Source organism: Bradyrhizobium sp. ORS 86 (assembly GCF_045571475.1).
Taxonomy (GTDB): Bacteria; Pseudomonadota; Alphaproteobacteria; order Rhizobiales; family Xanthobacteraceae; genus Bradyrhizobium.
The window spans coordinates 6,981,159-6,992,856 of record NZ_CP120699.1; the positions used below are offsets into that span (position 1 = coordinate 6,981,159).

At 62.3% G+C, this 11,698-nt stretch carries 17 protein-coding genes; 9 read left to right on the forward strand and 8 right to left on the reverse strand.

Annotated features, from left to right (window positions below):
- Nucleotides 1-339: 339 nt before the first annotated feature.
- The gene (locus tag P6U25_RS32275; protein ID WP_407148777.1) at nucleotides 340-531 is read right to left on the reverse strand and encodes a hypothetical protein; all 192 of its coding nucleotides are present in this window, start codon (nucleotides 529-531) and stop codon (nucleotides 340-342) included.
- Between the two features lie 84 nt (nucleotides 532-615).
- Entirely contained in the window at nucleotides 616-864 is a 249-nt protein-coding gene (locus P6U25_RS32280) for a hypothetical protein (protein WP_407148778.1), read from the reverse strand.
- Nucleotides 865-1,005: 141 nt separating this feature from the next.
- Between P6U25_RS32280 and P6U25_RS32285 the strand changes: the two genes are divergently transcribed.
- A complete protein-coding gene (locus P6U25_RS32285) occupies nucleotides 1,006-1,824 on the forward strand; it encodes a hypothetical protein (RefSeq protein WP_407148779.1) in 819 nt (272 codons plus the stop codon).
- Between the two features lie 101 nt (nucleotides 1,825-1,925).
- On the opposite strand, the gene P6U25_RS32290 is transcribed toward P6U25_RS32285, so the two are convergent.
- Nucleotides 1,926-2,060, reverse strand: coding sequence for a hypothetical protein (locus P6U25_RS32290; RefSeq protein WP_407148780.1), 135 nt, complete (start codon nucleotides 2,058-2,060; stop codon nucleotides 1,926-1,928).
- Nucleotides 2,061-2,374: 314 nt separating this feature from the next.
- On the opposite strand from P6U25_RS32290, the gene P6U25_RS32295 reads away from it, so the two are divergent.
- From P6U25_RS32295 to P6U25_RS32315, 5 genes are all read left to right on the forward strand, one after another.
- Nucleotides 2,375-2,812 (forward strand): nuclear transport factor 2 family protein, encoded by a 438-nt coding sequence (locus tag P6U25_RS32295; protein WP_407148781.1) that lies wholly within the window; start codon nucleotides 2,375-2,377, stop codon nucleotides 2,810-2,812.
- A 115-nt stretch (nucleotides 2,813-2,927) separates the two neighbouring features.
- The gene (locus P6U25_RS32300; RefSeq protein ID WP_407148782.1) at nucleotides 2,928-3,203 is read left to right on the forward strand and encodes a hypothetical protein; all 276 of its coding nucleotides are present in this window, start codon (nucleotides 2,928-2,930) and stop codon (nucleotides 3,201-3,203) included.
- A gap of 181 nt (nucleotides 3,204-3,384) precedes the next feature.
- Nucleotides 3,385-3,819, forward strand: a complete 435-nt coding sequence (locus tag P6U25_RS32305; RefSeq protein ID WP_407148783.1) for a nuclear transport factor 2 family protein — start codon at nucleotides 3,385-3,387, stop codon at nucleotides 3,817-3,819.
- A gap of 224 nt (nucleotides 3,820-4,043) precedes the next feature.
- Nucleotides 4,044-4,961 carry a hypothetical protein gene (locus tag P6U25_RS32310; protein WP_407148784.1) on the forward strand — a complete coding sequence of 306 codons (918 nt, stop codon included), beginning with the start codon at nucleotides 4,044-4,046 and terminating at the stop codon, nucleotides 4,959-4,961.
- A 161-nt stretch (nucleotides 4,962-5,122) separates the two neighbouring features.
- Nucleotides 5,123-5,539, forward strand: a complete 417-nt coding sequence (locus P6U25_RS32315) for a hypothetical protein (protein ID WP_280975495.1) — start codon at nucleotides 5,123-5,125, stop codon at nucleotides 5,537-5,539.
- Between the two features lie 425 nt (nucleotides 5,540-5,964).
- On the opposite strand, the gene P6U25_RS32320 is transcribed toward P6U25_RS32315, so the two are convergent.
- From P6U25_RS32320 to P6U25_RS32330, 3 genes are all read right to left on the reverse strand, one after another.
- Nucleotides 5,965-6,108, reverse strand: a complete 144-nt coding sequence (locus P6U25_RS32320; RefSeq protein WP_201456095.1) for a hypothetical protein — start codon at nucleotides 6,106-6,108, stop codon at nucleotides 5,965-5,967.
- Nucleotides 6,109-6,266: 158 nt separating this feature from the next.
- Nucleotides 6,267-6,749 carry a MaoC family dehydratase gene (locus P6U25_RS32325; RefSeq protein ID WP_407148785.1) on the reverse strand — a complete coding sequence of 161 codons (483 nt, stop codon included), beginning with the start codon at nucleotides 6,747-6,749 and terminating at the stop codon, nucleotides 6,267-6,269.
- A 105-nt stretch (nucleotides 6,750-6,854) separates the two neighbouring features.
- Complete coding sequence (locus tag P6U25_RS32330) at nucleotides 6,855-7,319, reverse strand: MaoC family dehydratase (RefSeq protein WP_407148786.1); 465 nt, start codon at nucleotides 7,317-7,319, stop codon at nucleotides 6,855-6,857.
- A gap of 327 nt (nucleotides 7,320-7,646) precedes the next feature.
- Here P6U25_RS32330 and P6U25_RS32335 point away from each other — a divergent pair, with 327 nt between their 5' ends.
- On the forward strand, nucleotides 7,647-7,940 hold the full coding sequence (locus P6U25_RS32335; RefSeq protein WP_407148787.1) for a DUF4282 domain-containing protein: 294 nt from the start codon (nucleotides 7,647-7,649) through the stop codon (nucleotides 7,938-7,940).
- A 349-nt stretch (nucleotides 7,941-8,289) separates the two neighbouring features.
- Entirely contained in the window at nucleotides 8,290-8,415 is a 126-nt protein-coding gene (locus P6U25_RS32340) for a hypothetical protein (protein ID WP_407152742.1), read from the forward strand.
- A gap of 206 nt (nucleotides 8,416-8,621) precedes the next feature.
- Here the strand turns inward: P6U25_RS32340 and P6U25_RS32345 are convergent, their stop codons facing one another.
- Both P6U25_RS32345 and P6U25_RS32350 read right to left on the reverse strand, forming a co-directional pair.
- Nucleotides 8,622-9,302, reverse strand: coding sequence for an AAA family ATPase (locus P6U25_RS32345; RefSeq protein WP_407148788.1), 681 nt, complete (start codon nucleotides 9,300-9,302; stop codon nucleotides 8,622-8,624).
- A 174-nt stretch (nucleotides 9,303-9,476) separates the two neighbouring features.
- The gene (locus P6U25_RS32350) at nucleotides 9,477-9,800 is read right to left on the reverse strand and encodes a hypothetical protein (protein WP_407148789.1); all 324 of its coding nucleotides are present in this window, start codon (nucleotides 9,798-9,800) and stop codon (nucleotides 9,477-9,479) included.
- A 391-nt stretch (nucleotides 9,801-10,191) separates the two neighbouring features.
- Between P6U25_RS32350 and P6U25_RS32355 the strand changes: the two genes are divergently transcribed.
- Complete coding sequence (locus P6U25_RS32355; RefSeq protein ID WP_407148790.1) at nucleotides 10,192-10,896, forward strand: phosphatase PAP2 family protein; 705 nt, start codon at nucleotides 10,192-10,194, stop codon at nucleotides 10,894-10,896.
- Nucleotides 10,897-11,698 lie beyond the last annotated feature (802 nt).

Below are 11,698 nucleotides of genomic sequence, written 5' to 3' on the forward strand. Positions count from 1 at the left end.
CATGCGCGGGTGATGACGACTGAGGAAGCTGTTTGACATGTGAATCGAAAGCGCTCCGTCATGCTGAGGAGGCCGCGCCGCGGCCATCTCGAAGCAAGACGCCGCGCGGGCCGCGCATCCTCTCGGCCGTCATGCCCGCGCATGCGGGCACCCAGTACGCCGCGGCCTCTCGGTCAAGCTCTGGCGTCTCTGGAATACTGGATCACCCGCATGCGCGGGTGATGACGACTGAGGAACCTGTTTGACTTAGTCGCGGAGCCTGTCATCGAGCGCGCGTTCGCGCGACCCGTTGGCTCCTCGCAACGGACAGGTTGCGCGAGCCTGCGCCTGCGCTTGCGCCTAACCCGACCGCTTGTTGCTGGTGTTCTGCGTCAGGTTGCCGTGCGCGGCTTGCTCGCGGATGTTGTGCTTCTCGTCGTCGCGGTGGCCCTTGGTGGTGTCGAGGGGAACACCGGGTGCGCTGCCGGGGCCCTTGTGGCTCTGATTGTCTTCGGGAACGGGCTGGACGTTTCTTGTCTTTGGTTTCGTCATCAATGTCTCCGTTACGCAAAGGAGACAACGCCGCCCTCGCGAGCGGCGTTCCGGAAATCCCGGGTTACAATTTGTCCTGCGACGTCACAGTTTGTCCTGCTGCCTGTTCTGCGGTGTCGGCTGCGCCGGTTGCTGCTGTTGGCGCGCCTGCATCCTGGCGTGGTGGCGGCCATAGAGACAGCCCGCCGCAGCACCGAGCACGCCGTGATGGCCTGCATAGTGTCCGGCGACGCCGCCGACGATCGCGCCCTTGATGCAGCCCTTGGCGTTGGCGGCAGACACGGCGGCAAATGATGCGATGGCAAAGATGGAAGCGAACAAGACGGATCTCATATCATGGCTCCGGCGCAATCCCGCCGCGTCAACGGTCAAGCCGCCTCGCCCGTTCCAGCGCGGCCTGCGCAGAAAACCGCTGCGCATCCGCCCGGATCGTGCTCTAAATGCTGCGGGACTGCGGACCGTTTGTTTGGGATCATGCCGAAACCACCAATCAATTGGGTTGTTGCGCTGACGTTCTGCGCCGCAGCCCTGTTCATTGCAGAAGCGGCTCAGGCGCAGAACAGCGATCGCGCGCTGCTCTCGACCTTCTGCGCCGCGGCCAGCATCAAGGGATCGGCCTGCACGCGCGCGAGATCCTATCCCAACGCCGCCGGCCGCGCCTGCGATGTGACGTTGACACAGGAGCGTTATGCCGGACGCTTCCTTGCGAACAGTACCCCCCTGCTCGTCGTCAACTATGAGAGCGAGTGCGAGGCCCACGTCACCGATTTCGGCGGCGTCGCCCTGTTCGCCAAGAATGGTCAGGCCTACCGCTTCGTCCGCTTCCTGCCGGGCGCGCAGGGCCATGACTGCATCGTCCTGCCGCGGGACGAGCGGCAGGACGTGCTGGTCTGCGCGGTCGGCCATATGGGCCAGGGCAATCTCGAAAGTGCGGTGGCGCGGATGGAGTTTACGAGCAAACCCGGTAAGGGCATCGCGATCTCGCCCGACTTCCTGCTCAGGGCCGAGGATACGGTGAGCGCTTACGGCTCCAACGTCGTGACCTGCAACGAAGGGCCGAAATATTTCGATCTCTCCAACCTGGCCGCCGGGCCGCGCCGGAATTCGGTCGCCATCGACGTCGAATATGCCGACGACGAAACCATCCGAACCGCCTGCGGCGAGGGCTTTCCGAAGCCGAAGGAGCTGTTCTACGACCTCGCAGCGGGCGAGGCACTGGTGCCGCCGGGCTACGAAAAGAAGAAGCGGTTCACGATCGACCTCTTAACCCGCAAGATCGCGCCGGCGGATTGAGCCATCACCAGATGTCCGGCGCGACGGCGAACCGGCCGGCCCCGGAGGAGAACAGGGCCTTGACCGGCGTCAGGACCGGCTCGCCGCCGGCAGCGCGCCGCCTATTTGGCGACGACGTCGGCGACCTTGTTGTCGGACGGATACATGATCAGCACCCTGTGCTCGGCATCTGATTGGCGGCTGCCGGCGGCCACGCCGGTCAGCACTCCGGCGACGAGCGGAATGGTGCTTTTCATCAGGAACTCCTGGTCGCGGATGCGTCGCCCTGTCGCCCCAACCGGGCGCGCGCGGGGAGGTTTCATTAATTCGCGGATAGCTGGGCCCGTGCCTCACCAATTCGAAGCGTCACGTGCGCAGCGCGGAACCGCCATTCTGCATGCGTTCCCGCGCTGAGCACACGCCCTGGATGCTGAACCAAATTCCTCCAGCCGCGTCAAACTAGCTGTCAAAATACTTGTCAAACTACCTAGCATATTTGCCGGTTGATCGTGGGCCGGTTCGGTTCACAATGCGGGGCAAGGCGAGTCGGACCAACCGGCCGGAGTCGAACATGGGCGAGGATCTGAACCGACGACGCGTGCTGAACTTCCTCGACGTCTACTATGCGGGCGGCATCGAGGGAGCGCTCGACAGTTGCAGCGACGACATCGCGTTCCTGGCCAATGCGCCGATCGACATCCTGCCGCATATGGGCCAGCACCGCGGCAAGGCCGCGCTGCGGCAGATGTGGACCACGATCCACAACCGCTATTCCGATATGCGCTATGAGGCGCCGATCGTGGTCGCCGAGGGCGACAGGGTCGCGGCCCAGCTCCGCGTCTTCTTCCGCAAGCGCGACAATGCGCGCGTCGTGCAGTTTGACGTCGCAGTGTTCTACACCCTGCGCGAGGGCAAGATCATCGAGATCCGCGAAATCATCGACACCTTCGATCTGGTCCAGCAGGTGCTGGAGCGCGACATCGCGGCGACGCTGACCACCGGGCTCTAGCACGGTCTCGCGGCCGACCTGTTCGCCCGCAAAATCCGTACGCCAACGGTGAACCTCGCCTGCGCAACATCGACCAATCACATGGCTTGTTGCGCTTGTCGGGGCTGAAACCATCATGAAAATCGCATTGCTGGCGCTGCTCGGGCCTGCCCTAGGTGCCCTTGGCGGCGCTGCCCTCGGCATCGGGGCCGGCCTCGCATGGGTCGAAATCTTCAGAACCACGGATTTTGAAGGCTATAGCGGCATGCTGGTGTTCTTCACCTGCATGCCGCTGGGTGCCGCGATCGGCGGCATCGGAGGCGCCTTGCTGTTCGCGGTGGTGGCGGTCCGCGACGGCGCGATCGCGATCGAGCAGCAACCGGTCCGGCAGCGCGAGCGCCAACGACGCTGAGAAGCCGGCTCGTTTTGCCAAGTTCCCGCGCAATTGTGCATTGCAAAAATATCATTTGCGTTTTGGCCGATCCGCACTATCTGGGGCGGCAATAGTGATGTGCAGCAACCTGGCACGGTGTCGGCGCTGACGCCCCTGCCGCCTGCTTGCTTTGAAAATCCAGTTTCAGGAAATACGACAAATGACAGAGCACAGCCTCTGGCGTTTTTCGCGCGCGTTGCATCGTGCGATCAACGAACGCCAGCTTGAGGACATTGAGCCCTTGCTCGACGACGAGGTCGAATGGGCGATCTATGGGCCAATCGACCTGTTTTCGTTTTTCGGTCAGCGGCGGGGCAAAGCCGCCGTGCTCGAGGTCATCAGGCAGATCGGCGAGAATCTGCGGGTCCACCGCTTCGATCGCGAACGGATCATGCTGGGCGTGGACTCGGCAGCTTCGATGCTGCGCTATTCGCTCACCGCGCTCGATACCAACAAGCCGATCTCGCTGCGGCTCGCGCACTTCGCCCAGTTCAAGGCCGGCAGGCTGACCAGCTTCCGTGTGCTGGTCGATAGCTTCGACCTCGTCGAGCAGACCGTGGGTTATCCGATCCATCTGCCGCGCATCGCGGTCTGACTGGCTTCAGCGATTTCACGTGTTCGTCATGTCCGGGCCATCGTCCCGGCTCCGCGGCCTGTTTTTTGCCAGCCCCGAGCGGGCCGCGAGGGTTGCCGGGACGTCTTGCGCGACTACATGCTTGGCGCGCGGGCCCGGACATGGCGGCGCCTTGTCCGATCGCCTTGCCACAATTTCGTACCACGGGAACCGCATGTTGCGGCTCTGGAATTCGCGGGCTGGGAATGATCTCTACATTACGATTTGGCTCGGCAAGGCTGCCCCTTCTGGCCGCAGGCTTCAGCTTGGCCATGGCGCTTTCGGCCGCGGCGCAGACGCTTCCCGGCGGGGATGACACCGGGCCGGCCACCGTGACCGAAGAGGCGGCGCCGGCCGCCGATGCCAACGACACCGACATTTTGAAGGATATCGACGAGAGCAAGCTCGACTGGAGCCAGCTCAACACCGACTCCACCACCCTGCCCACGCTCCTGCCGAAGGGCGCGGCCAAGCCGAGCAGGACCGCCAGCAACGATCCGTCCTGGTCGTCCAGCCTCAATGCCAACGGCACGTCGGGCGTGTCGGTCAAGCAGTCGATCTCGCCGTTCCTCGACACCCGCGTGGGTGCAGACATGACAGTGGCGCGGCAGGGCACGCTGACGACGTCGGAGGAGTTGTCGGAACGGATCGCCAATGGCGGCAGCCTGCCGGAGTCCGGAGGCTCCGCCTGGGCCTCGATATCGGCGCCCGGCGTGGCCTCGATCTGGGACAAGACCTCGGTCGAAGCCCGTATCGATCCCGGCGCCGATCAAAGCAAGATCGGCACCTCCTTGAGCAAATCGGTGCCGCTGTCAGACCAATATTCGCTCACCCTGGAGAACGGCTACAACATCACCCAACAGGGCGCTGTGCCGATGCCCGGCATCGTCAGCCATTCGTGGCGTAGCTACGATACCGACCAGTCGGCCAAACTGTCGGTCAACGACACCGGCACCAGCATCACGGCAGGACAGACCCTGTCGACCTCCGACGACCGGTGGCTGCGCCGGATCGGCGCCGAACAGAAGCTGTTCGACGGCGTCACCGTCTCCGGTTCGGTCGGCGAGACCGCACAGGGCACGACCAGCAAGAGCATCAGCGCCGGCTTCAAGCGGACGTGGTGAAGAATCCGTTAGTCTTGTCGTGCTAATGATCGACCATTGCCGCAACTTGGCCCAGATGCGGCCAAATTCGGCGGGACTCATAGGTCTGCAACTATCACCAGATTGATCAATTCGTCGTGCGGGGGACAGCCGCGCTTCGCCATGCGAACAGGGGAAAGCCGATGAACGTTACCAACCGATCCGAAGACGCTGAGACGAATTCGGACGTCGACACCAACCTCGCTGCCGTCTCGGAGGTCGAGGCCGGTATCCGCGACTTCGTGCGCAACGACATCGCCTACCTGCGGCGGCCCGTGGCGAGCCCGGAGACCGCGCCGGTCGAGCCGAACACCGACGCCACCGTCAACAACGTCAACTCGCTGATCCAGCGCGTCGCCGGCACGTCACTGGCCGAGATCGAGAAGCTTATCTCGGAGCTCGAGAGCCTGCGCGACCTGCTGCATGCCGAGGGCCAGCGCGTCCAGCGCGAGATTTCCGGCTATGCCCAGCTCAGCCAGGCTGCGATGAAGTCGACGCGCATGATCGCCGACAACGTCACGCAGTGGAAGCGCGCCGCCGACGGTCTGCGCAACAGCTAATCCGACACCTGCACCAAGGCCGACAGCCGCCGCCTCTCCCAACGGGAGGCGGCGGCTTCATTTTTGCGACGACGATTGGAGCATGCTCGAGCCGGGGCTCGCGGCGAACGGCATGAGTGACAGTGTGACACAACACATCACACAGCAATTCTTGCAGGAATTGAATCAAGCCTTAGATGCGGAGCCGCAGCAAATTCGAAGCGCCATCGGGGCGATGGGCGCTGGGGTGAATTCATGCAACGCATTCGACCGGATAACACCGACCCAATCCCGCTACGCCGGTCGCAGCAAGGCGTCGGTACGATCATGGTCCGGTTTGTCGGACTGCTGGCAGTGGCGACCGCGGTGATGGTGTTGGTCTGGACTCGATAGGGATCCGCACGCCTGCGAATCGGGATCAGCGTCTGTCGCGAGAGGACTCCGAGCTACCGATTGATGCTCGCGGTGGTCTCGAACGAGTAGTCGCCGTCGGCAAAGCCCTTCACGACCATTCCAGTGGCCAGCATCACAACGAGCGTCACCGTTGCGAAGATCAAGCCGACCAGTTTCAGCGCGCTGCGATCTGCCATGGGTATCCCCTGAAGCTGTGCCCCAAACCATAGGCAGGCACAAACGTTCACAACGCGTTAGCAAAAAGCGCGTTTCACGCAACGCACAACAGCGTAGGTCGCTGTAAGTGATCCGCTAACCATGGCGTTCCAGCAACATCAGATGCCGGCGGGCAACATCAGGAACCGGGATGCCGTCGCGGCACGAATGCGGTCGCGAGGAAAGAAAACACCACTTCGCCGCGCTGATTGGTGCCGGTGTTGCGCGCCTGCAGGATGCCCCATTCCGGCCGGCTCGAGGAGGTGCGCTTGGTCTCGACCTGATTGGAGAAGCTGACGGTATCGCCGGCCAGCACCGGACGGATCCAGCGCAGTTCGCGGAAGCCCGGCGAAGGCCCCCACACCGCGACCGGCTCGCCGCGCGCGGCGGCCTCGGCGGAGAGCCGCTTGCCGTCGGCGACCAGCAGCTTCATGCACACCGCGGCGACGTGCCAGCCCGACGCGGCAAGCCCGCCGAACAGCGACTTGCGCCCCTCCTCCTCGTCGAGATGGAAACGCTGCGGATCGAACTGCGCGGCAAAGCGCTTGATATCCTCGGCGGTGAAGGTGAACGAGCCGAAGTCGCGCCGCGCGCCGATCTCGATATCTTCAAAAAAGCGCATGCGCACAACGTCCTGACTTGAGCATAATCTTGGCGCAAACGCCTTGCGCCGGTCGCGGGGAAAGCCGCGCCACACGATTGGCCGACGCGGCCCTTCGGGTCCGGATCATGCCTTCCCGCTCGCCCCGTCGCGACGGCTCACGATGATCGGCGACTCCATCTCGCACAGCACCTCGCCGCGCGCGTTGCGGATCGTGCCCTTGAAGGTGACGATGCCTGTGCTCGGCCGGCTGCGCGAGACGCGTGCTTCGACGACGTCGACGTCCAGCGTCAAGTCGTCGCCCGGGCGCAGCGGCGCCATCCAGCGCATTTCATTGACCCCGGGCGAGCCGAGCGAGGCGGTGCGGCCGATAAAGCCGTCGAACAGCATTCGCATCATCAACGAGCCGAGATGCCAGCCCGAGCCGGACAGGCCCCCGAGCATCGACTTGCGCGCCGCCTCCTCGTCGAGATGCATCGGCTGCGGGTCGTATTCGGCGGCAAAGGCGAGGATGTCCTCGCGGGTGACGTGGCGTGGGCCGAACGTCCCGAAGCGGCCGGGCCTGAAATCTTCGAAGGTCAGTGTGGTCATTGGGTGAGGATATGCCGGAAGGAAGCCCGATTGTGGCCGTTATTTGCAGCAATCACAACCTGTCCACTCGCATAGCTCGTCCCTGACTTGCCCGGCGCCCGGTTCGGGGCTAGCCCTTGGCCGCAAGGGGACAGCTCAGGCGGACTGCGGCATCCATCCCTCATGGTGAAGAGACCTTCCAACTGCGTCTCCCGCCATGCGGCCCGGCTGGTGACCTCGATATTCGAGAGGCTTGCTTCGCAAGCTGCTCGGGATGAAGTGATCAAGCCGGTTGTGACGCAGTAGGATGAGACGCGAATCATATTCGGCTTGCCGGGAGAACCACCGATGTTCGATTTCCAGGATCTGTTTCAGTGGGACCGTTTCATCACGCCCACGATCATCAAGACGTTCTACTGGCTGGTGATCGGCGTCATCGTGCTGTTCGGGATCTCCGGCATCCTGTCCGCCCTCTCCGCCATGGCGATCAGCCCGTTCGTCGGGTTCATCCTGCTGCTCGCATCGATCGCCAGCATCGTCGTCGGCATCGTGTTCTCGCGCATCGTCGCCGAATTCATCCTGATCGTATTCCGCATCAACGAGCATCTCGGCGCGATCCGCGACCAGGGCGGAATGCGCTGAGGCCGCCCGCAAAGCGCAGGCTCGCGGTGAAGATAAGATGAATACGCCGCCGCGAACCTGAAGGGTGCGGCAAGCTGGAATCTTAGAGCTTTTGGCCTACTGCCTCACCTGGGACGACATCGGGGAGGGTCCATGAACGCAAAGTCCCTCACGATCCGCACTGATCGGCTTCGCGCCGCGCACGACGGCGCCGCCCGATGCGCCCGCCGTGGTTAATCCGCGGTAGCACCTGTGGTCAAATCCGAGCGAAATTGCGGCCGGGATCTTAAAGCCGATCGCGTATCACCGTCACCGCCACAAACAAGAATTGCGCGGGGGCGTCGTGAGATCGGAAGTGCGTTCGATTGGCGTGAGGTCCAGACTTGTTGCCAGGCAGGGCTTCACGACCGCGGATATTTTATGGGCTGTCGGCATCTGGTCGGTGATCCTGACCCTGGCGCCGGTGATTATTTTCTACATGCTGATGGTGGCGTAACTTTTCGCCCTGTCATTCCGGGCACGCGAAGCGTGAACCTCAGATGCGCAGTTGCGCATCGGGGAATCTCGAGATTCTCAGGTGCGCAATTGCGCACCGTAGTTCGATGCTCAGGCATCGCCCGGAATGACGCTTCACCATATAACCGGCATCATAAAAAACGCGCGGGAGACGCGCGTTCTTTCAGTTCGGATCAGGCTGCGTGATTACGCCGCCTGCTTGTGCATCGCGCCAGACGCCGACGCCGAACCGCGGATCGCCTTGATCGAACGCTCGATCGCGGCCCACAGCCGATTGATTTCGGCGGCGGCGCGGCCTTCCGCGGAATACTCGCGGGCGCCCTCGCCCTGGCCCAGCGCCATCAGAAGATCGGCGCGATTGGTGATCTGTCCGCTCCACACCGGCGCGCGGAATTTCACCAACGCTTCACGGGCGATCGCAACGATGCGGCTTTCGACACCGTCGCGCTGCGCCGGCGCGCCGTTGATCACGACCGCATAGGGCTTGCGAACCGAGCGGCAGGTCTGGATCGTTTCCTGCACCGCGTTGACGTCGAACACGCCGGGCCGCGCCGGAATGATCACCATGGTGGCGTGCTTGATCGCGTCGCCGACCACAGCCGAGAGGTTCGGCGGCGTGTCGATGAACACCCATTCGATGCCGTCACGCTGGGCTTGAGCGATAATGCCGCCCACCGAATTCACCGCTGTCTTGATCGGTGGCTCGTTGGTGCCGCGCAATTTGTGCCAGAGGGTCAGCGAGCCCTGCGGATCGGCATCGATCAGCAGACAGGGCTTCGTTGCCTTGTGCACTTGCGCGGCAAGGTGAGCAGCCAGGGTACTTTTCCCCGAGCCCCCCTTACGCGAAGCGAAAACAATGACGTTCATACCTTGGCCTCCAGATTGACCCCAGAAGCCAAAAATGAATCAGCGCGTTGATTCGTGGAAGAAAAAAAACTTGCAATTCGCAAAGTCGCCTGAATTACCGGCACGTTTTGGCTTTTGAGTCACACCTTGCAATGACACAACTGGAAATGGAGCAAGTTAACTGCTTGATTTGACTCATCGCGCGCGCTTTGCGGCGCGCTTGTTGCGCTCGCGCTCGATCCATTTGCGTTCGACCCAGCCGAGCAATTGCGCGGTCGGCTTCTGCAGGAATGGAACGTCCTGTGCGAACAAAAGGAGTCCGAGCGGCAGCATCCAGAGCCCGAGCACCGGCAGGAAGCTGAAGATGCCGCCGAGGATCAAGAGGATCGCGAGCGGAATCCGCACATAGCGCGACGACGGCTTGCGCAGCCACGCGACGAACCGCGCCGGCCGCGCCGGGAGCCTGGCCTCGAACCAGGCGAAGTGCCGATCGATTTCGCCTCTGTAAAACTCGTTCACACATCTCTCCTGATCCATCCCGCGCATGGCGCGATGGCGCCTTCATCCGCACCGAATACCAAACCGGAGAGATGATGCTGCGTGACAGCGTCACAAGGCGTCAGTCTGTCGCGTGCGTGGCTCTTGAAATCGCAGTAATGCCATCCTTGCGCGGCCGGATCGCCAACCGCGTTTCGCGCGCGGTCGGCTTGATCGCCTTCTTCACCCGGTGCGAGTGCACTGGCGGAGGGAGAGAAGCGGCCCCGGCTCCGGGCCCGACCACTGCCGTCGGCAACCTGTTGCTCGATATGTCCAGAATCGGGAACATGGCCCGGAGCCCTCTGGCCGAAAGCGCCATTGAGTTGCCCAAGTCAGGGCCGCCTAGTTTGGGTTTTAGCCGGGGGCCGCGCCCGTGAACCCTGACCAGTATCTCTTAGGACTTCTCAACGCGTTTGCACATCGCTCATTGATATTCGATACGGCAATAGGCTTCGTGGAAAGCCAAGCCGTGTTCAAGGGCGCCGTTGTGACGTCGTTACTGTGGCTGGCGTGGTTTCAGCGAGACCCGGATCAAAAACTGCGGCGGTCGCTGGTCATTTCAACGCTTGCGGCGACGATCGCGTCACTTCTGCTCACGAAGATCATCAGGTTCTATCTGCCGTTCCGGCTGCGCCCGATCCATGATCCCGCGGTCGGTTTCACATTGCCGTACAACGTCAGCACCGAGACATTGTGGAACTGGGGCTCCTTTCCGAGCGACACCTCCGCATTTGAGTTTGCGTTGGCTGTTGGTGTGTTCATGATCTGGCGCCGCTGGGGCTGGCTCGCGATCCTGTACAGTCTTGTGGTGATTTCAATTCCGCGCGTCTATCTCGGCTATCATTATCCGTCCGACATCGTCGCCGGCGCCCTGATCGGTGCCGTTGTCACGCTCATCATGGGCCGTGAAAAAATCAGGATACCGTTGAGCCGGCGCCTTTTACTTTGGAGCGATGAGTATCCCGGCGCCTTCTATTGCGCCTTCTTCCTTTTCACATACGAGGTCGCCGCAGTGTTCGAGAACACTCGCCAGGTTCTAACCGCTGCCTGGAAGCTTTCGCACCACTCGGTTTGGTAGGGGCATACTCTTACCAAGGGAGCGGGCATTCGGCATCAGGTACACCGCAGCATCATCAAGCGGCCGCGACCTGGCGGCGAAAATACGTCCAGCTTGTCAGTAGGATGCCCCCGCGGTGGCACAGTTGGGTGAGCACTGTCGGAACGCCGCTTCAGCGTTGATAACTCTGATTTTTTCCACCTCGACAAGACGTCGTAGTGGTATTTTGTATTTATCGCAACTCTATTCGGAACCTCTACCACAATGGTCTCCCCTCCCAAGACGTGCGTATTTTGCGGTCAGCAGAAAAAGATGACGAGCGAGCACGTGTGGGGAGACTGGACCAAGGGGTACGTGGCGCGAACTGCGAACAAGCACACCCACGCCAACATCTTCGTTCCGCAACCCGGACGGCCATCTCCCCCAACATGCGCGTACGGGCCGGGGACCATTTGGGTGCCCAGGTTTCTGTGGTCTGCGCGGATTGTAACAGCGGTTGGCTTAGCCAGATACAGAACGCGGCCAAGCCGATCCTCATTTCCCTCTTTGATGGTTCAGCCATCACTCTAGGTGAAACCGATCAGACCCTAGTAGCCACGTGGGCCGCCATGGCGACGATGACCGGGGAATACCTCTCAAACGACCTAAAGAGGGTTGCCATCCCTCAATCGGATAGAACTTGGCTGATGGACAAGCGCACGCCCCCACCGGGGTGGTGCATTTGGGTCGGTCATTATCCACGACAGCAGAACGCGACCCAGTGGGTGAAGGCGAGTTTCCCAGTCATCAATGCGGACATCCTCCCTGACAGCATATCCGATGC